This is a genomic window from Colwellia polaris, from assembly GCF_002104515.1.
In the GTDB taxonomy this organism is placed as follows: Bacteria; Pseudomonadota; Gammaproteobacteria; order Enterobacterales; family Alteromonadaceae; genus Cognaticolwellia; species Cognaticolwellia polaris.
On record NZ_NBOE01000015.1, the window covers coordinates 1 to 26,212 of the forward strand.

Below are 26,212 nucleotides of genomic sequence, written 5' to 3' on the forward strand. Positions count from 1 at the left end.
CATCTGATCCCATTCCGAACTTAGAAGTGAAACGTGTTAGCGCCGGTGGTAAAGAGCGTGTGGGTGTTCTTCTCTTTTATGTGAGAGTAGGACATTGCTAGGCTTCTATTGAGAAGAGCCCGTTACGAAAGTGACGGGCTTTTTGCTATCTAAAATCCGCCAAAGATAGCTATCAGTTTTGAGCTCTCAGCTGTCAGTTTAAAGACTAAAGTTACTAAAAGATTTTTACTGAAAGCTGACAGCTTAGAACTTACAGCTTTGACTAAAGTCACTAACAGATCTTTACTGACAGCTCAAAGCTTACAGCTTTTACTAAACGAACTTACAGCTCAATTCTTAAAGTTATTTCCTACATCTTTTCCTCAAAACTATTCCCTAACTCAGGTTTTTTTCATAGGATAGGATACTCCTACTGAAACCTTTCAGTGTTGTGATGTCTTTGTTTCTAATTAAGAATGTGAGTAATAATGAATATTGATGGAAAGCTAATAGCGAAAAATTTAAGAGATCATTTAGCTGTTGAAGTAGCTGAATTAAAAGTGAGCCACGGTGTACAACCGTCATTAACTGTTATTATTGTTGGTGACGATCCAGCTAGCCATGTTTATGTAAAAAATAAAATTAAACAAACTCAGGAGATAGGTATGATCTCCAATGAAATTGTTTTACCTATTGATACCACAGAAGAGCATTTACTTAATGAACTAGAAAAGCTTAATAGTGATAACAATGTTCATGGCATTCTTGTTCAGTTACCTTTGCCTAAGCACCTAAATGAAAATGCAGTTATCTCTGCTATTAATCCAGAAAAAGATGTTGATGGTTTTCATGCTGTTAATTCTGGCAAACTATTTAATGGTGAGGAAGGTGGGTTAGTTCCTTGTACGCCGCAAGGTTGTATTTTATTAGCGAAAGAACATTTAGGCACAGATCTATCCGGCTTACATGCAGTTGTTATTGGCCGCTCTAATATTGTGGGTAAACCGGTTGCTATGTTACTGCTTCAAGAGAACTGTACGATTACTATTGCACACTCTAAAACTAAAAACTTGGCGGAGGTGTGTAAGCAAGCCGATATTTTAGTCGCAGCGGTAGGCATTGCTAATTTCGTCAAAGCTGATTGGGTTAAAGACGGGGCAACTATTATTGATGTTGGTATAAATCGTATCACTAGCGAAACAGGAGTAACCAAGTTAGTGGGGGATGTTGATTACGATGAAGTAGTGAGTAAGTGTTCTGCAATTACGCCAGTGCCTGGTGGCGTAGGACCTATGACCATAGCTTGTCTATTAAGTAATACACTTATAGCGGCTAAGAAGGTAGCTTACAACTAGGTTGTTATTTGTCTAATAAAGTGGGGTTATCGTTACTGAAAAAGTAACAACACAGATTTTTGTTTTTCATTTGGTAACGTTTTAAGCGCTGTTGGAATTCATCAGGCAGAGTAGCTATCTGTTTAGTTTCATTGTATTTAATGAAATTATTTTTTATATAAAGCTGTTGGAGTTTTTCATCAGCAAAACATATTACTTTAACTAAAGCTTGGTTATGAAAACGGTTATTAATAATTGCTCGAATAAGCAAACTAGCGAGTTTATTACCGCGCATTGATTTGTCGATTACTAAAGCATGTAATAGCCAAGAATTACTATTTTCTTGGCCTGCAGATATAAGTGCACTTGCTATAATCTTATTATCAACTTTTATGATGTAACAATGATCTTGCCCGATAAATCTTGCGCTATATTGTTGTGATTTATAGAACCTAAGAACATCTTTTTTATCCGATTTTATCGCCTTTACAACGGTATATGATGATTCTAGTTTTTTCATTGAGTAAATCGTTTTTATTAAGAGTTAATTTTGCTATGAGGCGTTATTTTCAGCAGGTCAAAATTTAGTTAATTTATTTCTAACGCCGAGTTTTAAAATATTTTTATTTTTGATTAAATAGTTTGGCTTAATGTTGAAGGATACAGGGTATAATAAGCTAATAAATATTTATATATGTGTATGTAGTAAAAATACCGATTAATTAGAGTGGAGAATAAGCTTGCAGTTTAGTGATTTTGGATTAGATAGTAAAATAATGTCAACCGTGGAACATTTAGGTTTTAAAGAGCCTACAGAAATCCAACAGCAAGCGATTCCTGCTGCTATGACGGGTCATGACCTGATCGCTTCATCTAAAACTGGCTCAGGTAAAACCTTAGCGTTTATTATTCCTGCAATGCAGCGACTATTAAAAAATAGAGCATTGAGTAAGCGTGATCCTCGTGTTGTTATTTTAACGCCTACTCGTGAACTTGCTAAGCAAGTATTTACTCAGTTACGAATGTTTACTTCTGGCTCTCAGTTTAAAGCCGTACTTATTCTTGGTGGTGAAAACTTTAATGACCAAGTTAAAACATTAGAGAAAGACCCACACTTTATTGTCGCAACGCCTGGTCGTTTAGCCGATCACCTAACACAAGGGCACTTCTATTTAAGTGGTTTAGAATTACTTATTCTAGACGAAGCTGACCGTATGTTAGATCTTGGTTTTGCAGATCAATTAGCACAAATAAATAAAGCCGCTGATCACAGAAAGCGTCAAACCTTAATGTTTTCAGCAACTTTAGACCATGCACAAGTTAATGATTTTGCTTTAGCGTTATTGAAAAAACCAAAACGTATTGCTATTGGTAGTGCCCATACCGAGCATAAAGATATTACTAAGCGTTTCTACCTTTGTGATAACTTAACGCAAAAAGAGAAGCTTCTGCAGCACTTTATTGCCACTGAACAGCACCAACAAATGATTATCTTTACCGCTACGCGCGCTGATACTGATAGGCTGTCAACTTTATTAACCGAGCAGGGCTTAAGCACTGTTGCGTTAAGTGGTGAGTTAAACCAAAGCCAACGCAACCAAATTATGGACGGCTTTAGTAAAGGTCAGCAGAAAATATTGATCACGACTGACCTTGCTTCTCGTGGCTTAGATTTAATCAATGTATCGCATGTTATTAATTTTGATATGCCAAAACATACTGAAGAATTTGTTCATCGCATTGGCCGTACTGGTCGTGCTGGTAGCACAGGTGATGCTATCTCTTTTGTTGGTCCAAAAGATTGGATAAGTTTTAAAAACGTTGAAGGTTTTTTACAGCAAAAGCTAACATTTGACAAAGTAGAAGGGTTTAAAGTTAAGTTTAATGGCATAAAACCTAAGAAAGTCAAAGTAGTTACTAAAACCAAAGACAGTAATAAATCAGCACCACAGACTAAAAAGCCTAAAGCAAAGAAAATTGTTAAGAGAAGCTTTTTGGCAGCTGATGCTGGTGAGTTACCGGTATTAAAGCGTAAAAAGCCTGTGGCGCCACAAGATATAGATCAAAATGATATCGAAGAAGTTGATTAAGTATCGCTAATTAAAGCTTGTAGTTAAATACGCTAAATAAAGTAAGTGCATTGATTCTATTTGAGTCAGTGCACTTTTTTATCTTAGTTTATCTATTGTTTGAAAGCAGAGCGTCAACTAAATGAAAGTTAGTTAATCAGCAGCTTGTACCCGTATCTCGACGTTACACAGAACAAGTGAAAACGCTTATTCAGCAATTAGTTGTTTAAGCGTGTAACTTGTTTCGTTCTCGCCTAGCTTCGCTTTTAAGTAAGGTAATATTTCTTCTAGCTGTTGCGAAAGCTGCCATGGCGGGTTAACGATAAATAAGCCTGTGCCTGTCATGCCGTATTCTGTGGTATCGGCTTTTTGGCAATACTCAACTTGCACAACATTGCGTACATCGCTTTTAGTGAAAGCACTTTGCATTTGCTCAACTAACTCACGCTTTACTACTGGATACCATAAAATATACGTGCCGGTAGCAAACTTTTTATAAGCATTAACAATAGTGCGCACGGCTTTTAAGTAATCTTCTTTTAACTCATAAGGAGGATCAATTAATACCACACCTCTGCGGTTAGGCGGCGGCACTAACCCTAAAACACCTTGATAACCGTCAGATTGTTTAACGTGTGATTTGTTCCAACGTTGGCTGTATTCTTTTAAGTGCTCAATATCGGTTGGGTGTAATTCAAATAAATGCGCACTGTCTTGACGACGCGTAAACTGTCGAGCAATACCAGGGGAGCCGGGGTACAAAGACAATTCATCTTCTTCACGATTTAAGTCTTTAACTAAATCAATGTAGGGCTCAAGTGCTTCAGGCAAATCTTGTTGCTCGATTAACTTGGCAATGCCATCTTTATACTCACCAGTTTTTTGTGCGTATTCATCAGCCGGTTGATACATGCCTGCACCCGAATGGCTATCTATATAATAAAAGCCTTTCTCTTTTCGGGTCATATATTCGAGAACTAGGGTGAGCACTGAATGTTTTAAAACATCAGCAAAATTTCCGGCGTGAAAAGCATGACGATAACTGAGCACAATCGCTCCTTTTAAAAGCGTTAACTAAAAATAAAGGTATCATAATAAGATCATGATACCTTGGTAAGCGGGATTAAAGGTAAGTTACAGCTATAGTTAGCATTAAACTTAAGCCTAAAACTAAACTTGTGACGCTAAATATTCGTCGTAGTTACCCGCAAAGTCAGTATAACCACCTTCAGTTAATTCGATAATGCGTGTTGCTAAGCTTGATACAAATTCACGGTCATGGCTGACAAATAAAATGGTACCTTCAAACTGCTCCATTGCCATGTTTAACGACTCAATAGATTCCATATCCATGTGGTTAGTTGGTTCATCCATTATTAGGATATTAGGCTTTTGCATCATGATTTTACCGAACAACATACGACCTTGTTCACCACCAGAAAGCACTTTAACAGACTTTTTAATATCATCAGCTGAAAATAATAAACGACCTAAATAACCACGAACTGCTTGCTCGTCGTCGGTTGGTTGACGCCATTGACTCATCCACTCAAATAAAGTCATATCATTTTCAAATTCATGGCTGTGATCTTGCGCGTAATAACCAATGTTAACGTTTTCAGACCAAGTGTATAAACCTGATGTTGGTTGATACTCAGCTTCGCCCATTAACGTACGTAAAAATGTCGTTTTACCTATACCGTTTTGACCGATAATTGCCACACGTTCGCCAACTTCAATCATCATGTTAAGGTTATTTAATACCTTGTTATCATCAAAACTTTTACTCATGTTTTCGAGTACAAGGGCGTTACGAAATAGTTTCTTTTCTTGTTCAAAACGAATGAACGGATTCACACGGCTAGAGGCTTTAACATCAGCCAGTTGAATTTTGTCAATTTGTTTAGCACGTGAAGTTGCTTGTTTTGCTTTTGAAGCGTTAGCAGAGAATCGTGCGACGAAGGCTTGTAACTCACCGATTTGTGCTTTTTTCTTCGCGTTGTCAGCCATTAACTGTGCTCTAGCTTGTGTAGACGCTAGCATGTACTCATCGTAGTTACCTGGGAATACACGTAACTCACCGTAATCCAAATCAGCCATATGTGTACAAACACTGTTTAAGAAATGACGGTCATGCGAGATGATGATCATGGTTGAGTCTCGCTCGTTCAAGGTTTCTTCTAACCATTGAATAGTATGAATATCCAAGTTGTTGGTTGGCTCATCAAGCAGTAAAATATCTGGGTTAGAGAATAGTGCTTGGGCCAATAACACACGTAATTTCCAACCTGGAGCAACATCACTCATCAAACCGTAGTGTTGATCAACAGGAATACCTACACCCATTAACAATTCACCGGCACGACTTTCTGCACTGTAACCGTCCATTTCAGCATATTCAGCTTCTAGATCGCCGGCGCGCATGCCATCTTCTTCACTCATCTCTGGTAAAGCATAAATAGCATCACGTTCTTCTTTAATCGCCCATAACTTGGTATGACCCATAATCACGGTATCAACAACCGAAACTGTTTCAAAACCAAATTGGTCTTGACGAAGTTTACCTATACGCTCGTTTGGGTCTAAGGCAACGTTACCTGATGTTTGCTCTAAATCACCACCTAAAATTTTCATAAAGGTTGATTTACCACAGCCATTAGCGCCGATTAAACCATAGCGATTTCCGCCACCAAATTTTTGTGAAATGTTTTCAAATAACGGCTTAGCACCGAACTGTTGGGTTATATTGTTTGCAGCTAACATAAAGGTTCCGTCGCGAGTGTTTAGGTGAGTTAAGTTAAGTTAACGCGTTAACTCATCACTATAACAACTAATAAAAATGTAAAATAATGCGCGCGATTATACAGGTGTTTAAAGATTTGCGAAAGTGGAGCACTTGCTTATGTTTACTCGTTTGGCGAATTAACGCCATAATTGGAGGGAAACCATCTGACCATCGATTTAAACTTTAATGAGATAATTTATTTAAGGGGGGGCTGTAATTATGTTTAGTCAATAAAACATCGGTACATTCGCTATGCACCGATGCTTATATTTTATTTAAAAAGATTATCTCACTCGTAAAATATAAAGATTAAGCTTCAGTCTTCTTGCGATAAAGAGTTATCAAGCATATCGCTAAAAGTAATGTCGCAATTACACCTGAACCACCAGCAACACCTGATGGAAGAAAACCATCACGGCCAAAGGTAATTAAAATGCCATTGGCAAACATAGCAACCACACCCGCTAATGCTGTTAGCCCACCTATCATTTTGCCACCTTGAGCTATACTTGCCATACCAAAAACAAGTGCTGCTAATCCCAGTAATACTTTCGCTGCATAGTAAATCATAAAAGACAAAGAAACCACACCACCAATTAATGGTTGTGCCCCTTCAACGGCACCTGCAACTTTCCCAAATGACGAAAACAAGGTCAGGCCTATACTCACCTGTATAATGTTAATAGCCGCACTAAACGCTATAGCTGACCATCCTAGTTGACAGTTTTTCGCCTGCACCATAGATGCACCGGCAAAAGCAACAAGAACAGTAAATATTAATGCTTCTAGTCCCCATAAAACTTGCCTAGAAAAGCTAACTTCAGCAACATAAAGAGCAGTATAAATAATCTGTGTTATCGCCACCAACAATACTAAAGATGCTGTAATTAGCATGGTGCGTTTATTCGTAAATTCCATTGTGTACCTCTTATAATTGATATTTAACGCTTTCTCATAGCTTTCACTAGATTAGCTTTAGTTTAATCTGGTTTACTACCGATAAGTAGAAATCACCGTAATTTGTTACCCTGCCTAATACATAAAGAATCAAAGCTAATCTGCATGCGAATTATTTATATTGTAAAGGGGTTTAGACGGGCAGCTATTTTTAAACAGCATGCTCCATTTAGTACTTAAACCTACTAAATAAAAGTTATAAACAGAGCGACTTCCTTGATTTGGCAATCTAACAGGGGCAGTAGCTTTGAATAGAACAAATAGATGAAACTTTTTATAAAGTAGCTTTATTACTCGAAAGCATAAGACAGGGGAAGTTATTAAATTCTTTCATGTAAACCAAGAAAAATTATAAATATTAATGTCGTGGGTGTTTATTTAAAAAGAAGCCTGTAATTATTATCAAGTACATAAACAGGCAAGTGGCATGGAAGCGCCGGAGAATAATGATATGTATTTGCTAACAAACGTACATTTATTGATAAACGCTATAGTTGATACCATATCGCAAAATGTTAAATTAACCTGAACTCTGGATAAGCAGCACTTGCTCAATGTTCCCTTTTAATCCATTTTCTGCGTTAAAACGTCGATAAATAGCCCGCTATTCATAAACGTTTTGCCTTGGAAATGGCATAAAATGAAGCATTGATGATATCTATTCGTGATGTTCACCTAGCTATAGCATTTACTTTATTACCTAAGCTTTTGGTTCACTTGAGTTTCAAGCACTCATTATCCAGAGTTCAGGTTAAATTAACTGAAAGATAGGCGATAACTTTTTGGTAAATAATCTGCTAATTGTTGTTTTAAACGACTTTTAACTTGTTTATTCAATCCGAGTGTAAAAAGTATGCTTGATAGTATCGCTACTATAAGTACGGTTTTATATAGTTTTATGCCAGTGAATAATATTAAAAGCATTAATAAAAGTGCATAAGTTAAGCCCATCATAGCAAGGCATAAACAAAGTCCTTGTACTTCTTTATTTTGAAAAAACTTCATGTTTTTCTCTTTATTTTTCAGATTGCGATATTACTCAGCTTAGCAAAGTTATTTAATTCACTCTATAAAGAAATTTAGTCTAAATGTTACATGAGGTTTCAAAATTATCATGCGACCACATTAAGCTTTTTTAAAATAATGTTCATACAGCCGATTTAAATAGTGATTTATATGTCGCCACTGATCAACGCTTAGGACATTATCTAACATTTAAGGACGAGACAGCCCAATAAATTAATAGGCACCAACAAAAAAGCCTAGCGAAACTACTAGGCTTAGTCATTTAAATCTACTGGTTAATCACCTTAACGCGGATTATTACCACGCTTTTTCTTCACAGGGCTTTTGGGTTTTCTGTCGTTAAACTGATTATCAGAGAAACGTGTTAAACCTTGCTTCGCTTTATCTCCAGGCTTAGCTTTTTTCGCGCTTACAGGCTTTTTGCCGTAGCGTTTTTCTTGCCCTGGTGAGGTTTTATTGCCTTGGGCGTTATTTTTACCTTTACCATTTTTTTTGTAATGCACTTGCGCGGTTTCATTTCTGGTTTCATGTGGCACTAAACAGCCTGGCTGGCTACCAATAAGTTTTCTCGCTAAGCCCATTTTTGTTAATGCTTGACGAATAATCGCCCAGTTTGCCGGATCGTGGTAACGCAATATTGCTTTATGTAATCGACGCTGAATGGTGCCTTTAGGCACAGGCACAGTGGCACTGTCTTTTTTAACATTACGCAATGAATCAATTTCTGTGTGATACAAGGTAGTCGCATTGGCTAACGGCGACGGATAAAAGTTTTGTACTTGATCAAGCTTAAAGTCGTGTTCTTTTAACCAAAGTGCCAAGTTAACCATGTCTAAATCAGTAGTGCCCGGGTGCGCCGAGATGAAGTAGGGGATTAAGTACTGCTGTTTACCGGCGAGTTTAGAGTAATGATCGAACATTTCTTTAAAGCGGTCATAGCTGCCCATACCCGGCTTCATCATTTTATTTAATGGGCCTTCTTCGGTATGTTCTGGTGCTATTTTTAAGTAGCCACCTACGTGATGCGTTGCTAACTCTTTAACATATTCAGGGTCTTGTATGGCTAGGTCGTATCTTACGCCTGAGGCAATCAGTATTTTCTTAATGCCTGGGATTTTTCGGGCTCTGCGATATAAATTAATTGTCGGCGTATGGTCAGTATCTAAATGACCACAAATAGTTGGCCAAACACACGACGGTTTACGACATGTTGCTTCTGCTTTCTCACTTTTACAGTTTAATTTATACATGTTGGCCGTTGGGCCTCCAAGATCAGATATCACACCGGTAAAACCAGGTACTTTTAACTTAATATCTTCAATTTCAGCAATAATAGAGTCTTCACTTCGGCTTTGAATAATGCGACCTTCATGTTCTGTGATAGAGCAGAACGTACAACCACCAAAACAGCCACGCATAATATTGACCGAGGTTTTGATCATGTCGTAAGCAGGAATTTTGGCATCACCATAGCTAGGATGCGGTACACGTTGATACGGCAAGCCAAATACGCCATCCATTTCAGCTTCTGATAATGGCGTTGCTGGCGGGTTTAACCAAATCAAACGGCTGCCATGTTTTTGTACTAATGGTTTGGCAGATGTTGGATTTACTTCTTGATGAAAAATACGCGAAGCATGGGCATAAAGGGTTTTGTTGTCTCTGACTTGCTCAAAGGTTGGCAAGTTAATATAAGTGGTTTCCCAAGGCTTTTTCTTGTCTGCCCATGACACATTTTTATGCGCTGCAGCTCTAAACTCACTTAACTGAATAGGTTGCGCGGTTTTCGTAATGTCTTTCTCTGCCGCATTTGTAGTCATTTCTTCGGCGGCTTTAGCGGCGGCATCGGCTGATGTTGTGGCACAATCAGGCGAGGTCATATCTTGATATGGACTATAAATTGGGTCGATTTTACCTGGTTTATCAATAGTTCTAGAGTCTATGCCTTTCCAACCGGGTAATACTTGGTTCGCTAAAAATGCACTACCACGAACATCGGTAATACTTTTAACGTCGTCACCATTGGCAATACGATGGGCAATTTCAATCAGTGGGCGTTCGGCATTACCGTAAATTAATAGATCCGCTTTTGAATCAAACAATACTGATTGGCGCACTTTATCAGACCAATAATCATAATGCGCTACGCGGCGTAAACTTGCTTCGATACCACCAATAATAATAGGCACGCCTTTGTAGGCTTCTTTACATTTTTGAGTGTAAGCCGTTACCGCACGGTCTGGGCGCTTGCCACCTTCATCATTCGGTGTGTAGGCATCATCGTGGCGCATACGGCGTTCGGCGGTGTAACGATTGATCATCGAGTCCATATTGCCGGCGGTTACACCAAAAAATAAATTAGGTTTACCTAGTTGCATGAAAGCGTCTTTGGTTTTCCAATCTGGCTGCGCAATAATACCAACGCGAAAGCCTTGCGACTCCAGCATGCGGCCAATAACCGCCATACCAAAACTAGGGTGGTCAACGTATGCGTCGCCTGTTACCAGAATAATATCGCAACTGTCCCAGCCAAGCACATCCATTTCTTGTCGAGACATAGGTAAAAATGGTGCGGTGCCATAACATTCAGCCCAATACTTAGGGTAGTCGAATAGTTTGGGTGTAATTTTCTGGGTTGGCGCTAAGTTCATACATTACCTAAATTATTTTTTACTATAAAGACTCGCGTGAGTGCGTTCACGTTTAAAGCCTATCAATGCTGAGTTTCTAAATATTAATCTTATTAATATTCATCATTCACATTGCTGAGGCGCGCGATTATAACAGAGATAAAAGCTTAAGCCCAATAACCTTAACCTGGTTACTTATATTGACAGGCTTTCATCGTATAAAATTCGTTATTGGTCGTGTTAAGGCCTAGTTTTATTGAATATTTCGTCATAGCTTAGTATAACTAGGCATAATTATTTTGATGAATAAATTTATAACTTTCACCGTATTAAACTGTTTATTAATTACGCTGTTTACCATTAAATAAATATTGTTAATACAAGCCTTTATCCTTAACCAAAGATAAGTAAAAATCATTATGAAAATACAGTTAATTGCTGCCGCTATTAGTTTCTCGCTGGCCGCTTGTGCATCAACCGCGCAGAAAAAGGTTACGCTAGACAATAATAGTACGACCACCAATGACAGTGTAGCGAGTGAAGTACAATCAACACCCGCTGCAGGCGAAGCAAGTGCAACTATAATTACCCTTGAAAAAATAATGTCTGATCCTGACTGGTTCGGTCGCTCTCCAGAGTCATGGTATTGGGGTGACGACAGCGAAACTGTTTTTTATCAACAAAAGCGTGTTGGCAATCCGTTACGTGATTTAATACAAAAAAATATTACAACACAGGGCAATGGTGATTTAGTTAAATTAGCGCAAATGCATGTAGTAGCTGATAGTGATGCGGTGTTAAATAGCGAAGGAACCCAAGAAGTATATACCTTTGAAGGTAATGTTTTTGTTAAAACGCTCGCCACACAATCTGTGCAACAACTAACTTATACATCAGCCGTTGAACATTCAGCCATGTTTTTAACTAATGGTAATGTTGCTTATCGGGTGGGTAATGTTTTTTATGCTCATGACATGAATAGCCAAAAAATTATTGAATTAGCTAATTTAAAAATGTCTGACGGCGAAACACCTGCCAAAGGTACACCGAGTTATATCGCTAATGAGCAGCAAGAGCTTATAGAGTACGTAGCCTTACAGCAGCGAAATAAAAAATTATTTGCTGAGCAAAACCGTCAGTTAAGAGTAAAAAACTCTACGGTGACGCAAACCAACTTTTATTTTGGCAAAGACAATCAAATTGTTCATGCCAGCCTTTCTCCTGCCGGCGATAAACTAATTGTTAGCATTGCCTCTGATAAATCAACGCGTAAAGACAGCGATATAATGCCGAATTATATTTCTGACGATGGCAATATTAAAGCTCAATCGGCAAGACACCGAGTAGCAGACAATCGCCAATACGCTGAGCAACTTTATATTTTAGATTTAAACCAAGGCACCAAAGCCTTATTAAGTTATGAAAATTTACCTGGCTTTGATGAAGATGTACTGGCGAGTGTGCGCAAAGAAAATTATGCCCGTGAAGGTAAAAAATACAGCGCTGAAAAATCACCACGTAACATTCATGTAATGCAAGCTTGGGATCCTATTCAGTGGCAGGACAATGGTAAACAAGTCGCGGTAATGCTTGAAGCTTGGGATAATAAAGACCGCTGGATTGCCACCGTTAATTTCAATGATAAAACGCTAGTTTCTCAGCACCGTTTGCATGACGATGCATGGGTTAACTATGCCTTTAATGAAATGGGCTGGCTAAGTAATGCCGACGCAATCTATTACCTTTCTGAAGAAAGTGGATATGCACATTTATACGTTAAGCCATTAAACGGCAAAGCCAAAGCGCTAACTTCAGGTAATTTTGAAGTTGATGATTTAACTGTTTCGGCTGATGAAACAAAAATATATTTTAAAGCGAATAAGAAACATCCGGGCATTTATGAAATTTATAATGTTGATTTAGCTTCAGGTAAAGTTAACGCATTAACCGATCTTGGTGGTATGAATGATTACGCACTAAGCCCTGATGAATCTAAATTGTTAGTACAACATTCTGAAATTACCATGCCGCCTGAGCTTTATGTTAAAGAGCTAACTAATAATGTTGAAGCGATAAGATTAACGCATACGGTTACAGAAGCGTTTAGGGCCATGCCATGGTCAGCACCTAATGTGGTAGCAATTGAGTCATCGCATCAAGAAGAGCCTATTTATTCCAAAGTTTATTTACCTAAAGGCTATGACCAAACGACCACTAAAAATAAAGCAGTAATGTTTAGTCATGGCGCAGGTTACTTGCAAAATTCTCATTTAGGTTGGTCGGGTTACTTCCGTGAATACATGTTCCATAGCATGTTAGTGCAACAAGGCTATGTTGTTATCGATATGGATTACCGAGCATCGAAAGGCTATGGCCGTGACTGGCGCACCGCTATTTATCGTCATATGGGTAAGCCTGAAGTACAAGATATGCGCGATGGGGTAAATTGGTTAATCGAAAATGCTCATGTAGATGCCGAAAGAGTAGGTACATATGGTGGCTCTTATGGCGGTTTCTTAACCCTAATGTCGATGTTTACCGACCCTGACTTATTTCAATCAGGCTCGGCATTACGTTTAGTGTCTGACTGGGCATATTATAATCACGGTTATACCGCTAATATTTTAAATACCCCAGCAGACGACGCTATTGCTTATGAGCGTAGCTCACCAATTTACTTTGCAGAAGGCCTAGAGAAGCCCTTACTGATTAATGCGCCAATGGTAGACGATAATGTATTCTTTCAAGATACGGTCCGCTTAGTTCAGCGCTTAATTGAATTGGAAAAACAAGACTTTGAAACGGCAATTTACCCCGTAGAGCCGCATGGTTTTGTGCAACCAAGCTCTTGGTTAAATGAATATCGTAGAATTTATAAGTTATTTGAAAATACCCTTTAATGGGGTAATAGCTCCTTTAATATTATAGGCCTCATTTGAGGCCTTTTTATTTTGAGAAATAGCATATTAATCTGAAATTGTTCAGCTACATACAGTATTGATGTTAGCTCAGCTGCAAAACGTAACAAAATTTTAGACGTAAGTTACTTTAAGTTAATATAAACTAACAAAAACTAGTTAAAAAAAAGAGTGAAATATGGATAACATGCTTGGCTATTTAGAAACACTTTCAGCCTTTTTTATATTGTTGCTGGGCTTAGGTGTTTTCGCAATAATTTATATGTACATCGTAGATAAGTCACAAAATAAGCAGGCAATACGCCGTAATTACCCCGTTATAGGTCGCTTTAGATATTTTTTTGAAAAACAAGGCGAGTTTTTTCGCCAATACTTTTTTGCCATGGACCGAGAAGAACTACCTTTTAATCGCGCGGAAAGAAGCTGGGTTTATCGTGCAGCAAAAAATGTTGATCGCACCATAGCTTTTGGTTCAACCAGAAACCTAGAACCGACCGGCACTATTATGTTTATGAATTGTGCTTTCCCTACCTTGGAAGAAGATGCCGTTCCGCCAAGTAGCATAACCTTTGGTGCTGAATGTCGACAACCTTATATTACTGACTCAATTTTTAACATTTCAGCGATGAGCTTTGGCGCATTGTCAGCCCCGGCAGTTAAAGCATTGTCAGAGGGGGCTGCAAAAGCAGGGTGTTGGTTTAATACTGGTGAAGGCGGAGTTAGTGAATACCATTTAAGCAGTGGAGCTGATTTAATTTTTCAAATTGGTACCGCAAAATATGGTGTCAGAGATGAACATGGCCAGTTATGTGATAAAAAACTCGCTGAATTAGCTGCTAAGCCTCAAATAAAAATGTTTGAAATAAAAATGAGTCAAGGTGCTAAGCCCGGTAAAGGCGGCATATTGCCAGGTAAAAAAGTTACGCCAGAAATTGCTGCCATTAGAGGAATTAAAGTTGGCGTAGACTCAATTAGCCCAAACGCTCACCCAGATATTACATCTGTAAAAGATATTTTAACCATGGTTAATCGTATTCGCAATGTCACCGGTAAGCCTGTTGGGTTTAAAGCGGTAATTGGCGAATCATTATGGTTAAGAGCATTGCTTGAAGAAATTAATCTGCAAGGGGCTGAATTTGCTCCAGATTTTATCACTATTGATAGTGCTGACGGCGGCACAGGCGCAGCACCTCAACCGTTAATGGATTATGTCGGTTTACCTTTAAAAGAAAGCTTACCACTTGTGGTTAATTTATTAGTTGAACATGGCTTGCGTGACCGTATTAGAGTCATTTGTTCAGGCAAATTGATCACACCATCTAAAGTTGCTTGGGCTTTGGCCGTAGGTGCTGATGCGGTTAACTCTGCTAGAGGATTTATGTTGTCTTTAGGTTGTATTCAGTCAATGCAGTGTAATAAAGATACTTGCCCTACAGGTATAACTACACATAACCCTAGGCTTCAAGAAGGTTTAGACCCAATAAGTAAGGCTGAAAGGGTAGCAAATTACCATAAGTATATTCAATATGGTGTAGGTTTATTGGCGCATTCGTGTGGTGTTAAACATGCGAGAAAATTAGACCGTAATCATATTCGCGTAATACAAGAAAATGGCTTATCTGTTGCCTTAGATAAGCTACATCCTTACAGTAAACCTAAGCACTAGTTTTTTTGAATATTACATAGCCTGAAATAAAAACCACTAAGCCACCGACAGCGCCATATAAATGAGCGTCGGTGGCAACAGTTGCCCCGATAAGTCGCTCTACATCAGCACTGGCACCATAAAATTGTTCATGCAAAATTTTTGCTATCACACCTATTAACAGTAAATAGCCTGTTTTTTCATGATGTTTAATATCCATTAAGGCGCCCCAAACAAAAAAGCCATGTAATACGCCAGACAGCCCAACATAAAAAGCAATATTCTCTGCAAACCATAAAATACCTAGGCTGCAAATTAAACCGCTGACAAAAAATATAACCAGATAATTTTTAAAATAATAATACTGGCCATGTAAAGCCCAAAGCAAAGCTACAGCTGCAATATTAAGCATAAAGTGATTACCATTTGAATGGAAAAAATGGCCTGTTAATAAGCGCCAATATTCACCCGCAATAATCAACTTACGATCATAAATTAATAAATCTGAGATCTGTTGATCAAACACAAAGGCTAATAAAGCGAATATAAACACCAACAAAGGGCCTGAAAATTGTGTTGGTTTTGTTGGCAGGGATTTCAGTTGCAGCATGAATTATTATAAATGTTTAAGGCTAATAGAGTGTTACCGACTTTAACAGGTGCTTTTAGTTATATAAACACAAGAATGAAACCCCATGCATTTTGAACATATGATTTATAAGTCGAGCCTGATGAAAACAGCTTTTTTGCACAATAATTTAATGAAGCTTGTACCTAAAGTTAACCATATAGAGCCTACTATTCAATACCAGTTTCGTACAAATGAATATCTAAGTTAAAAGAAGTTTAATAAAGAACTTAAACTTGAGCATAAAGTCTCGTAAACTTAGCTATTACTTATTTTTTGTTATTTTAATTAAATGTCTAGAGCTTTGTGTCAGCACTGTCAGCGCCCTAAAAATGCGTGTATATGTGCATTTGCCGTCAATATTACCAATGATATCCCGGTTGTTGTATTACAACATCCTAATGAAGTGTCGCAAAGTAAAGGTACGGTTAGCTTATTAACACAGTCGTTAACGCAATGCGAAGTAATTGTGGGTGAAAACTTTAGTGATTGTGCTACTTTATTACATCGCTTGAAACAGTACGAAGGTAACATTGCATTGTTGTACCCAAGCGAGCATGCAACAACCCTTGAATATTCTTCACAAGCTCAGCAAGATTATGATACTGACTTTAATACTGAAATTACGAGTGAAAAAGCGAATAACCACGATATTCAGTGCATTATTATACTTGATGGTACATGGAAAAAAGCCTATCGAATATTTATGCTGAATGCTTGTTTACATAAAATAAAACATATCGTTTTACCTACGGGTATCGCTAGCCTTTATCAAATCAGAAAAACTAAAAAAGATAACGCACTTTCTTCATTGGAAGCGTGTTGTCATGCACTTGCACGTATAGAAAATAATGCCGAAAAGTATCAAGTTTTATTAAGTAGCTTTGTAAAGTTCAATCAATTTCAGCAATCATTTAATCAAAATAAGCTTTAAGATAAGAAAGGATTAAAGCAGGCGTTTAAATATTTATTTTTTGCTGATAATGTACTTATACCAACTGGCGCATTTATATCTCCATTTGGTTTCATTTAGTTTCTCACAACGCACTATTAAGGAAAATCATGTCAAATACAGCCACTAAAGGGCTTTTGTCTTTATTGTTTATTTCTACCAGTTTTTGGGCGTCAGCCACGCCAGATATAAAAAGACAAGACCGCGAGCCAGAAGCCGCAACCGGTTTAATCGCCAAAGAAACCGTAGTAACAGATCATGCTATGGTTGCTAGTGCAAATCCGTATGCGAGCAAAGCAGGGCTTAATATTCTTAAGCAAGGCGGAAGTGCTGTTGATGCGGCAATAGCTGTGCAATTAGTTTTAACCTTAGTTGAACCGCAATCTTCAGGGATTGGCGGTGGCGCTTTCATGTTGCATTGGGACAAGTCTGCACAAAAATTAACTACCTTTGACGGCCGAGAAACGGCACCTGCTGGCGCAACAACTGATATGTTTTTAGATAAAAGTGGCAAAGCAATGCCATGGATAAAGGCGGTTGTTGGTGGTCATTCTGTTGGCGTTCCAGGTGTATTAGCGGGGTTGAAAAAAGCCCATGAACAATACGGCAAGTTACCCTGGAATGTTTTATTCAAAGACGCAATTAAGTTGGCAGAAACCGGCTTTATCGTTTCTCCAAGGTTAGAAAAGCTCGTTGCAATGGAGTTTAACCCGGGTATTACCAAGTTAGACACCATAAAAAATTACTTTTTCCCTAATGGTAAGGCGGTAAAAGCAGGGCAAGTATTAAAGAACCCAGAGCTGGCCGCTGTGTATCGCAGTATTGCTAAGCAAGGTATTAAGGTGTTTTATCAAGGCTGGCTAGCAGAGAAAATTGTCGCTGCGGTTCAGCAGTCTCCCATTGCGCCGGGCCGTTTAACATTGGCCGATATGAAAAACTATCGTGCAAAAGAGTTACCAGCCGTTTGTGGTGCGTATAGACAATATCAAGTTTGTGGCATGGCACCGCCAAGCTCCGGTGGCGTAGCTATTATTCAAATGCTTGGGCAACTTGAGCATTTTGATATCGCGAAATACACAATCAATGATCCACAATTTGCTCATCTGTTTACCCAAAGCTCTCGTTTAGCTTTTGCTGATCGAAATCGATATATTGCCGATAGCAGCTTTGTTAATGTACCAACACAAGGCTTAATTGATAAACAGTATTTGGCACAACGTGCTAGCTTAATAAAAACAAACAAAGATATGGGTAATGCTACTGCTGGCGTACCTAAAGGTGCACTTGCACAAGCTGATGATAATGCCTATGAATTACCATCTACAAGCCATATTTCAATTGTTGATCAATACGGTAATGCTATTTCGATGACCACCAGTGTTGAAATGGGCTTTGGCTCTGCGGTAATGGTTGAAGGTTTTATATTAAATAATCAATTAACAGACTTTTCATTAGATCCTAAACAAAACGGACAATGGGTAGCTAACCGATTAGAGCCTGGCAAACGTCCACGCAGTTCTATGGCCCCTATGATGGTTTTTAATGAAGATGAAACCTTGAAACTTGTTGTGGGTTCGCCAGGTGGTAGTCGTATTATTAATTATGTTGCACAAACTATGATTGCTATTCTTGATTGGCAACTTGATCCACAATCAGCAATTAATCTTCCTCGTATAACTAATCGCAATAAAGTTACCACATTAGAAAAAGGCACAGAGCTAGTTAAGCTTAAACCTGCGCTAGAAGCTATTGGCCATCAGGTCGCTATACGCGATTTAAACAGTGGTATTCAAGCGATTGTGTTATCTGAGTCAAAGTTACATGGTGGGGCGGATCAAAGGCGAGAAGGTTTAGCTATTGGTTTTTAAGGGTTACTTAATCACGCTTATTAAACTGATAATACAGACCCGAAAACATAATATTGTAAAGAAGCATCTTCTTATACGTAGTTAGCGTAATGTATAAACTAAAACGGCGTCAGTCCTTATAAAGGATTGACGCCGTTTTTAATTATTTAAACAACATTAAAATGGGTCTTTCAAAATTTTATCGATAACCCACTTATCTTCCACCTGTATTAACGACAAGCGTTTAACATCTTTTAAATTATTATCTTGATAATAGCCATTAAAGTAAATCGTAATTACAGCAGAATCTTTAAATTGCTCTCTGACTTTGATGCCACTGTCGTCAGGGGTAATCTCTACCTTATCGTAAGACATATTAAACATATGACGAGCAACCGCTTTAGTCGATTTATAATGCAAGATAATACGCGCTAATTTAGGGCTACACACCGATGCCGCTTTTTTAATATTTTTTTCGTTATATAAAGCATCAAAAAATGCAATGGCAACCATTTCAGGGTTATCAACATTTTTAATGGTATCTTTGTTTGACTCACCACAACCCAAAAGTAAAAGTATTAAACCAAAGGTAATAAATTTTATATTATTCATAAAGTAACAAGTAACTGTGTAATATTACATGCATACTACCGTAATAATTGTTGCTAAACCTAATTTTTTTTAAAATAAAAAAAAGCGTGATTATTTAAAAATCACGCCTTTTATTTTACAGGTAAAAATACCTTTAGTACTTACCTAAAAAGTTTAAGTTAACTAATTATTATGCTAAATCTTCTTCACTAAATGAGTCAGTAAACAAAGCACTTGATAAATAACGTTCTGCCGAACTAGGTAATATCACCACAATATTTTTACCCGCATTTTCAGGCTTTTCTGCAAGTCGTTTTGCAGCTACAACCGCAGCACCAGACGATATACCGGCTAGAATACCTTCTTCTTTCATTAAGCGGTGTGCCATCGCCATAGAATCATCATTAGATACTTGCTCAACCATGTCGATAATAGAAAGATCTAAGTTACCAGGAATAAAACCAGCACCAATACCTTGGATTTTATGTGGGCCAGGTTTTAATTCTTCACCCGCCATAGCTTGAGTAATAACAGGCGAATCTGTTGGTTCAACAGCAACTGACGTAATTTTATGTTCAGCAACGCTTTTAAGAAAACGAGTTGTACCTGTGATAGTGCCACCTGTACCAACACCTGCAACAAAAAAGTCTACATTACCTTTTGTATCGCTCCAAATCTCTGGGCCAGTAGTTTTTTCATGTATTTCTGGGTTAGCTGGGTTATCAAATTGACCTAACAATACAACATTGTCTGGATCCGCATCTTTAATTTCTTGTGCTTTAGCTATTGCACCACCCATGCCTTTAGCGCCATCTGTAAGCACTAATTTAGCCCCTAAAGCGATAAGTAACTTTCTACGTTCCATACTCATAGTGTTAGGCATAGTAAGTGTTATGCCGTATCCACGTGCTGCAGCAACAAATGCTAACGCAATACCCGTATTACCACTGGTTGGTTCAACAATAGACTTACCTTCGCTAAGCAAACCCTTTTTCTCAGCATCCCAAATCATATTGGCACCAATACGACATTTAACACTAAAGCTTGGGTTACGCGCTTCAATTTTTGCATAAATATTGGCTGTGTTCTCGCCACTCACAATTCGGTTAAGCTTAACTAAAGGAGTATTACCAATTGACGTTGAGTTATCTTCGAATATAGTCGACATTATTTTAATCCTGTTATTACGGTATAACTGAGTATGTCATACCGATTATTTATTTCTATGTGTTAACTATCTAAAGTTATTTTAGTTTAGTCAACAATTGTAAATAGATTAACCCTTTATGGCAGAAAAAGAAGTGATATTTCGATATCTTATATGCAAAAAAAGAATAGATGCTTAACTAAGCAGGGCATATTACATTTTTTTACCGGCTAGTTGCTGGTTTTATTCACAGTTTACCCTTGATGAAATAGTTTGCTGTATATTCAGTTGATTGATATTGTTAGCTTTATTGTATGCTTAAATATCACAGCCAATATTACCGGAATAAATGTGACCGATACTGTAAATAGTCAAACTAATAATAAAGCAGAACATTTTGAACCCTTACCTAAATCGACACAAAATGAAACGAGTGTCGATGAGTTAACTAATCAAGAAACGCGAGAAATATTAACGCCACTTGCTTTTAATATTGATAAGTCGTTATTTGGTATGGCACTTGCGGTGCCTTGGCGACGCGGAGCCGCACTAACGATTGATTTGTTTCTGGTCGCTTTATTAAGTGAAGTGCCAGGAGAGCTTTTAGCACTGCTAGTGGCAGTAACGCTTTTTAATGTTGGCAGTAAAAAGCGAGCGAAGAAATCTGGAAAGACTAACACCATCAGGCGAACCACTCTACGTTTAGTCGCTGCTTGTATTGTTTTTGTGGTGCTAATCGATGTGTTACCTCAGCTATTTTCTAAACTTGAAACCTTGAACAATAACGTTGAGCAGGCAAGTAAAAGTGAAGGAGTTTCTTCAGGTAATAATAACGAAATTAACCAAAACAGTACCAGTAATGACTTTATTAAAGTCACGCTAACATTAGCCGCTAACCTTGCTGTTTCTCACAGTGAATGTGTAAAGTTTTCTTGTTGGCAAGAGCTCAGTCAAGACTTAGCTTCAGGTTATCTTGAACAGAGTACATCGAAGCAAGAAGCTGAGCAATTTAATGTGAGTTTATTAGAAAATATAGCTGAAAAAAGTACCTTAACTGAGCAAGAAATAGCGACAATAAAGGCAAAGCTACAAGCGTTAAATGATAACAGCTCAGTTGAACAAGTACTTAAAGATCAGCAGTTATTATCTACTAGCGATAACAACAGCGTTGAAATATCGGAAGTAGATCATAAAGCAAGTGTAACTAAAAATGCTTCGCAGAGATTGGTAAATAATGCGGTTCAAGAGAGCGTTAAAGAAGAGAAATCTGAACAAGATAAATCTTTACAAAAAGCTAACGATACTGAACGAGAAAGCTCTGAACCAGTAATGCCTGAGCCAGTAAACCCTAAAGTTTATAAAGGTCTTGCTTGGCTAAAAGGTTTAGTTGAAGACTTGGGGTTAGGTTTTGGTTGGGCTGCGTTCTATTTTACCATGTTTACCGCGCTTTGGTATGGCCAAACACCAGGTAAAAAACTTTTTAATATCAGGGTTATACAACTTGATGGTACTCCATTGTCTGTTTGGGATAGCTTCGGCAGATATGGCGGTTATGGTGCAGGTATTGCTACCGGATTACTAGGTTTTGCACAGATATTTTGGGATCCAAATAGGCAGGCAATACATGATAAAATTTCTTCAACTATCGTTATAAACGACAAAGACTTTGGAAGAAAAAAATATAAACAAAATATTACGGAGAAAAGCGTAAATCCAGCAGAGTAACTGACTGACTAAGTAAGTTACATAATTTTGGTGCATCTATTTTATAAAATAGGCAGTATTATTTTAGTCTACACGTTGAGGAAGCTTGAACTCAAGGAAAAATAAAATTCAAAATTCAGAATAAAGTGTCAATTAGTGTTTTGTAACTCGCCATGCAAGGAATCAATAATAGCGTTTATTATTATTCCCTTGCATGTAAATATCGTTGAACTTTAGAAGCTTAGCAACGGTTATGGTAACCAAGCATAGCTAATTTTACTGTACACAGTGCGCTGTTCACGCGTTAAGCTTTTTAGCCTATCATCTTGATAACTATTATCTGAATACCCTAAGTAAAACACCGTTTGAGGGTTTATTTTATAAGCGTATATAAGCTGTGTTGATAAATTATTATCTTTTGCAGTATACGCACTCGGGTTGTTATCTAAGTTAAAATCTATATCGGTATAAACCATGTTGAACTTTAAGTAGCTATTAACGTTAAATTGATAAGAAATACGAAGCTCAGTTAAATTTTCGGTGAATACATTAGCATTATCAGCCTTGAGATCACTATAAGTATGAGCAAGTTCAAACTGTAAATGTTTGTTCACGTTGTAATTTATACTGCCATAAACTGCTGTATAATCGCCAAGTCTATTATTTTCATAATCAATTTTATCGCCTACGGTTAACTCAATATCAGTAAAAATTTGTGCTGTAGGTTGAATAGAGGCATAGATAATTGCTTGGTTTTCTTGAAAGCGATCGGTATTTCCGTCAATGCTGTTATCTATTGGTAAATCAAAGTTTAACTCATGGCGGCGCAACCCCACTTTATCTGCTGCAACAAGCAAAATATCAAAAACTGATAACATAGGGCCATCAATATTAAAGCTAGTGGCGACAGAGCGCTCTAATAGTTCGCCGTTTTCATTGTGTAATATCTGCCATTGGCCAGCAAAGGTCATTTTTTGCCAAGCACTTTCAGGCTCGCCATACACTAGTCGATTAACTAACACTTTACTTTTTTGATAATCTGCACGGGGCATAAAACCAAGATCGGCACGAAATTTTGCCCCTATTTCTTGATGCTCTGCAGTAACTTCCCAATACTCTGAGTCATGTTTGAAGTCTAATTTAAAGGCATGGTCGGTAAAATTTTGTTCTTGCCCGCTAGCAGACAATTGAGGAGAGTCTTTAGTATCAGCCATAAGTACTTGTGCTTTCAATGAGGTAGAGTCACTAAAGCGGTATTTTGAGTCTATTCCCGAGACAAAATTATGGTAATTATCGGTTTGTCGAATTGTGCTGATAACACCTACCGAAAAATCTTCATTAACATCGTAGCGATATTTTAATGCGCCAGATTCACTCTCTTCTCTTAACGAAATTAATCTAGACCCCGTATTGCCTGGCAGAATAATATTAGTTTGAGTGTCATTCGTCATAAAAGCACCGTAAGTGTGCTTACCTTCAGTGCCGGTTAATTTAGCACCATACTCAGGATCAGCAATGTTACGGGTGTATACAAGATCGAAATTACTTGAAAAATACTCTGAGTTCTCCACAAAAAATTGTCGTTTTTCGTCATAAAAAAGCGAAAAAGTTTTATTAACACTGAGTTGACCTGAGTCTGATTCAATATTTGAAAAATCAGGATTTAGGGTAACATTTAACAAGGTATTGGCATTAATACCCCAACGTAAATCTAAACCAGCATCGATATCATTATCAGCTTCCCAGTCAGAAGTTGGTGTGAAAATATCACGGTCTTCACTTCTACTGGCGACTAATGTAGGGGTTAGCATAATATTTTTACTTGCTTTAGCGCTTTTAAAACCAGTTGCTTCTGGAGTTTGGCAAAGCCAACAAGGGTTGTTACGATCAAGTTCAATATGAGAAATTCTTAAAGACGTGTCTCGAGGATATATTCTAACTAACTCTATTGCCCAAGTTTTAATGTCATCGTTATCGTTAAAATTTAAAATATGATAAGGAATGGCTATTTCAACTTGATAACCATTTTCAGTTATTTTCCCCGCTGAATGCCAAATACCATCCCATGCTGCGTCTTTATTGATGGTCATTTCATTAAAAATAGCGTCATGTTGCACGCCATAAGGGTTAACAAAAAACTCATAATTTAAACGACGATTATTATAAGTGTCTAACTTAAAGCCGACTAAATCATCAAACCAGCGAGTATCGCGATCACCTAAAAAACCTTGAATTAATTCAGGGTTAGGGTCTTGTGCAATAAAAGCAATGTAAAGAAATTCGCCATTTTCAACAATTTTAGCGGTTGTTGAAACTGGACTAGGTTTATTGTTCCATGGGCTGTTAACAATATTCATTGGCACATCAAGCGCTTGTTGCCAAACAAGATCGTCTAACTCACCGTCAATGGTCAATTTAAGGTCAACATGAGGGATATTTAATTGTGCCAACTGTATAGTGTTTTCTTGTGCATGCGTTGGTTTTATAAATAGTATACAAGCAGTGGCAACTGCAAATAGGCCACGAATACTAAACTTCAATTTTACCACTCCAATATTATTATTATTTTTATATTCTTAACATATCTAACATTACGTTAACGTTAATTCCTTTTTTCAAATTGTTACAAATTTGCTAACAGATGGCAATATATAGTTCAAATTTGGTATGAAAATTAAACGGATACACCAGATGGATAGATTTTCAGTATATAAAAGTAGGGTATTTGTATGCTTACTATGCTGTTAGCTTGATGTAAATTAAGCCATGCATAGCTAATTTTAGAAATACACTGCGTTGTTCTTGTCTTAAATCTTGTATCGTCTCATCGCTGTAATGTTGCTCTGAATAACCTAAATAAAATACTGTTTGCGGATTAATTTTATCTGCAGACTCTTGAACAATTAATCTTCTTAAGGGCAGGGCTATTTCAACAATAAATCCGTATTTAACAAACTTACTTTCACTTTCCATTAAGCGTGCTTCAGTGTGAATTAATCAAGGGCGAGGTATTAAAACATATTCGACAGTTTAACTATTTAGCTGGTTAAAAGACCTAACTCATCGTTTATTTTTGATATTTTAAGTATTGCTAGCGAGGAATAACTCAACCCGTTTAATTACTTATTTCACTGTACTTTGTTTGCAATATAAAAGAATAATCCCTCGAATATTAAAAATTTCTAAAGCATAATAACATTATCTTCAGAATCAACGTTTAGACTTAATAAATACTATGCCTATTTATCTACTTGATGTGATCGCTCTCAGCTGTTTTATTATATGCTGGGCAGGGTACACTGGCTTTGCACGAAAAAAAGCAAAAACAACAAACTGTATTGCTCGTTGCTTACATCAGCATAGAGTGCATTGGATGTATGAAGTTATAGGCCGCGACATTAGGGTCGGAGAAGCCGCATTACTAGCTAACTTAGAACGCAATATTTCTTTTTTTGCTTCTTCAGCCTTGTTAATTTTAGCGGGTGTTCTCACCTTGTTTGCTCAGGTTGAGCAACTCGAATCTGTTATTGGCTCAATTCCGTTTACCGATGCGCCTAACCACGCCATGGTGCAATTAAAACTAAGCTTGCTGGCGTTAATTTTTGTTATGGCATTTTTACATTTTACTTGGTCTTTAAGGCAATACGGTTTTGTTAATATCATGATTGGCGCATGTCCATTTGACGATAGCGGTGAAAATGAAAATTTAAACAAGTACGCCGAACAAATGGCTACTGTGCAAGACCAAGCTGCACATGCTTTTAATTACGGATTACGAGCATTTTACTTTTCTATTGCCGCGTTATGTTGGTTTTTCCATCCATTAATTTTTATTTTTGCTAGCTTATTTGTTGTTTATACTTTGTTCAACAGAGAATTTCGCTCAAAAGCGGTAAAAGCGATCACCATTGGGCAACAATGTCTTGAGCAAGAGTTTGCCCTTAAACACTCAAAAAATACAAACAATGCAAAAGCTGATATCAGCGTAACTAATAAATAA

19 protein-coding genes and 1 rRNA gene are annotated in these 26,212 nt (G+C 37.5%); 9 read left to right on the forward strand and 11 right to left on the reverse strand.

Going from position 1 to position 26,212, the window contains the following annotated elements:
• Positions 1–103: ribosomal RNA gene (gene rrf, locus B6A32_RS19670) — 5S ribosomal RNA — on the forward strand; the annotation flags it as partial.
• Between the two features lie 364 nt (positions 104–467).
• A complete protein-coding gene (folD, locus tag B6A32_RS17455; protein ID WP_085306208.1) occupies positions 468–1,334 on the forward strand; it encodes a bifunctional methylenetetrahydrofolate dehydrogenase/methenyltetrahydrofolate cyclohydrolase FolD in 867 nt (288 codons plus the stop codon).
• 4 nt (positions 1,335–1,338) lie between these two features.
• On the opposite strand, the gene B6A32_RS17460 is transcribed toward folD, so the two are convergent.
• Positions 1,339–1,833 (reverse strand): GNAT family N-acetyltransferase, encoded by a 495-nt coding sequence (locus B6A32_RS17460; RefSeq protein WP_085306209.1) that lies wholly within the window; start codon positions 1,831–1,833, stop codon positions 1,339–1,341.
• A 220-nt stretch (positions 1,834–2,053) separates the two neighbouring features.
• Between B6A32_RS17460 and B6A32_RS17465 the strand changes: the two genes are divergently transcribed.
• Positions 2,054–3,403 carry a DEAD/DEAH box helicase gene (locus B6A32_RS17465; RefSeq protein WP_085306210.1) on the forward strand — a complete coding sequence of 450 codons (1,350 nt, stop codon included), beginning with the start codon at positions 2,054–2,056 and terminating at the stop codon, positions 3,401–3,403.
• 186 nt (positions 3,404–3,589) lie between these two features.
• On the opposite strand, the gene B6A32_RS17470 is transcribed toward B6A32_RS17465, so the two are convergent.
• The 5 genes from B6A32_RS17470 to B6A32_RS17490 form a co-directional block, all read right to left on the reverse strand.
• Positions 3,590–4,432 carry a 23S rRNA (adenine(2030)-N(6))-methyltransferase RlmJ gene (locus B6A32_RS17470; RefSeq protein ID WP_085306211.1) on the reverse strand — a complete coding sequence of 281 codons (843 nt, stop codon included), beginning with the start codon at positions 4,430–4,432 and terminating at the stop codon, positions 3,590–3,592.
• 120 nt (positions 4,433–4,552) lie between these two features.
• Positions 4,553–6,145, reverse strand: coding sequence for an ABC-F family ATPase (locus B6A32_RS17475; RefSeq protein ID WP_085306212.1), 1,593 nt, complete (start codon positions 6,143–6,145; stop codon positions 4,553–4,555).
• 331 nt (positions 6,146–6,476) lie between these two features.
• Positions 6,477–7,085 (reverse strand): thiamine biosynthesis protein ThiC, encoded by a 609-nt coding sequence (locus B6A32_RS17480; RefSeq protein WP_085306213.1) that lies wholly within the window; start codon positions 7,083–7,085, stop codon positions 6,477–6,479.
• Positions 7,086–7,880: 795 nt separating this feature from the next.
• Positions 7,881–8,129, reverse strand: coding sequence for a hypothetical protein (locus B6A32_RS17485; protein ID WP_085306214.1), 249 nt, complete (start codon positions 8,127–8,129; stop codon positions 7,881–7,883).
• 305 nt (positions 8,130–8,434) lie between these two features.
• Positions 8,435–10,801, reverse strand: a complete 2,367-nt coding sequence (locus B6A32_RS17490; protein ID WP_085306215.1) for a YgiQ family radical SAM protein — start codon at positions 10,799–10,801, stop codon at positions 8,435–8,437.
• A 398-nt stretch (positions 10,802–11,199) separates the two neighbouring features.
• Here B6A32_RS17490 and B6A32_RS17495 point away from each other — a divergent pair, with 398 nt between their 5' ends.
• Entirely contained in the window at positions 11,200–13,680 is a 2,481-nt protein-coding gene (locus tag B6A32_RS17495; RefSeq protein ID WP_085306216.1) for a S9 family peptidase, read from the forward strand.
• A 196-nt stretch (positions 13,681–13,876) separates the two neighbouring features.
• Complete coding sequence (locus B6A32_RS17500; RefSeq protein WP_085306217.1) at positions 13,877–15,364, forward strand: FMN-binding glutamate synthase family protein; 1,488 nt, start codon at positions 13,877–13,879, stop codon at positions 15,362–15,364.
• Here the strand turns inward: B6A32_RS17500 and rrtA are convergent.
• Positions 15,354–15,953: a rhombosortase gene (gene rrtA / locus B6A32_RS17505; protein ID WP_085306218.1), complete on the reverse strand. Its 600-nt coding sequence runs from the start codon at positions 15,951–15,953 to the stop codon at positions 15,354–15,356. The genes B6A32_RS17500 and rrtA overlap by 11 nt on opposite strands.
• 310 nt (positions 15,954–16,263) lie before the next feature.
• Here rrtA and B6A32_RS17510 point away from each other — a divergent pair, with 310 nt between their 5' ends.
• Together B6A32_RS17510 and ggt are read left to right on the forward strand one after the other, a co-directional pair.
• Complete coding sequence (locus B6A32_RS17510) at positions 16,264–16,905, forward strand: tRNA-uridine aminocarboxypropyltransferase (RefSeq protein WP_085306219.1); 642 nt, start codon at positions 16,264–16,266, stop codon at positions 16,903–16,905.
• Between the two features lie 128 nt (positions 16,906–17,033).
• The gene (gene ggt / locus B6A32_RS17515) at positions 17,034–18,791 is read left to right on the forward strand and encodes a gamma-glutamyltransferase (RefSeq protein WP_085306220.1); all 1,758 of its coding nucleotides are present in this window, start codon (positions 17,034–17,036) and stop codon (positions 18,789–18,791) included.
• 156 nt (positions 18,792–18,947) lie between these two features.
• Here the strand turns inward: ggt and B6A32_RS17520 are convergent, their stop codons facing one another.
• Both B6A32_RS17520 and cysK read right to left on the reverse strand, forming a co-directional pair.
• Positions 18,948–19,382, reverse strand: coding sequence for a hypothetical protein (locus B6A32_RS17520; RefSeq protein ID WP_233131462.1), 435 nt, complete (start codon positions 19,380–19,382; stop codon positions 18,948–18,950).
• Positions 19,383–19,551: 169 nt separating this feature from the next.
• Complete coding sequence (gene cysK / locus B6A32_RS17525; RefSeq protein ID WP_085306221.1) at positions 19,552–20,529, reverse strand: cysteine synthase A; 978 nt, start codon at positions 20,527–20,529, stop codon at positions 19,552–19,554.
• A gap of 330 nt (positions 20,530–20,859) precedes the next feature.
• Between cysK and B6A32_RS19495 the strand changes: the two genes are divergently transcribed.
• On the forward strand, positions 20,860–22,233 hold the full coding sequence (locus tag B6A32_RS19495; RefSeq protein ID WP_233131463.1) for an RDD family protein: 1,374 nt from the start codon (positions 20,860–20,862) through the stop codon (positions 22,231–22,233).
• 230 nt (positions 22,234–22,463) lie between these two features.
• On the opposite strand, the gene B6A32_RS17535 is transcribed toward B6A32_RS19495, so the two are convergent.
• Both B6A32_RS17535 and B6A32_RS17540 read right to left on the reverse strand, forming a co-directional pair.
• Positions 22,464–24,752, reverse strand: a complete 2,289-nt coding sequence (locus B6A32_RS17535) for a carbohydrate binding family 9 domain-containing protein (protein WP_158088516.1) — start codon at positions 24,750–24,752, stop codon at positions 22,464–22,466.
• A 196-nt stretch (positions 24,753–24,948) separates the two neighbouring features.
• Positions 24,949–25,185: a hypothetical protein gene (locus B6A32_RS17540; RefSeq protein WP_085306223.1), complete on the reverse strand. Its 237-nt coding sequence runs from the start codon at positions 25,183–25,185 to the stop codon at positions 24,949–24,951.
• A 262-nt stretch (positions 25,186–25,447) separates the two neighbouring features.
• Between B6A32_RS17540 and B6A32_RS17545 the strand changes: the two genes are divergently transcribed.
• Positions 25,448–26,212, forward strand: coding sequence for a DUF599 domain-containing protein (locus B6A32_RS17545; protein WP_085306224.1), 765 nt, complete (start codon positions 25,448–25,450; stop codon positions 26,210–26,212).

Bases quoted from the DNA above. Each gene is read 5' to 3' on its own strand.
- folD (WP_085306208.1), top strand. From the start codon at position 468: ATGAATATTGATGGAAAGCTAATAGCGAAAAATTTAAGAGATCATTTA.
- B6A32_RS17460 (WP_085306209.1), bottom strand. From the start codon at position 1,833: ATGAAAAAACTAGAATCATCATATACCGTTGTAAAGGCGATAAAATCG.
- B6A32_RS17475 (WP_085306212.1), bottom strand. From the start codon at position 6,145: ATGTTAGCTGCAAACAATATAACCCAACAGTTCGGTGCTAAGCCGTTA.
- B6A32_RS17480 (WP_085306213.1), bottom strand. From the start codon at position 7,085: ATGGAATTTACGAATAAACGCACCATGCTAATTACAGCATCTTTAGTA.
- B6A32_RS17485 (WP_085306214.1), bottom strand. From the start codon at position 8,129: ATGAAGTTTTTTCAAAATAAAGAAGTACAAGGACTTTGTTTATGCCTT.
- B6A32_RS17490 (WP_085306215.1), bottom strand. From the start codon at position 10,801: ATGAACTTAGCGCCAACCCAGAAAATTACACCCAAACTATTCGACTAC.
- B6A32_RS17495 (WP_085306216.1), top strand. From the start codon at position 11,200: ATGAAAATACAGTTAATTGCTGCCGCTATTAGTTTCTCGCTGGCCGCT.
- B6A32_RS17500 (WP_085306217.1), top strand. From the start codon at position 13,877: ATGGATAACATGCTTGGCTATTTAGAAACACTTTCAGCCTTTTTTATA.
- rrtA (WP_085306218.1), bottom strand. From the start codon at position 15,953: ATGCTGCAACTGAAATCCCTGCCAACAAAACCAACACAATTTTCAGGC.
- B6A32_RS17510 (WP_085306219.1), top strand. From the start codon at position 16,264: ATGTCTAGAGCTTTGTGTCAGCACTGTCAGCGCCCTAAAAATGCGTGT.
- ggt (WP_085306220.1), top strand. From the start codon at position 17,034: ATGTCAAATACAGCCACTAAAGGGCTTTTGTCTTTATTGTTTATTTCT.
- B6A32_RS17520 (WP_233131462.1), bottom strand. From the start codon at position 19,382: ATGAATAATATAAAATTTATTACCTTTGGTTTAATACTTTTACTTTTG.
- cysK (WP_085306221.1), bottom strand. From the start codon at position 20,529: ATGTCGACTATATTCGAAGATAACTCAACGTCAATTGGTAATACTCCT.
- B6A32_RS17540 (WP_085306223.1), bottom strand. From the start codon at position 25,185: ATGGAAAGTGAAAGTAAGTTTGTTAAATACGGATTTATTGTTGAAATA.
- B6A32_RS17545 (WP_085306224.1), top strand. From the start codon at position 25,448: ATGCCTATTTATCTACTTGATGTGATCGCTCTCAGCTGTTTTATTATA.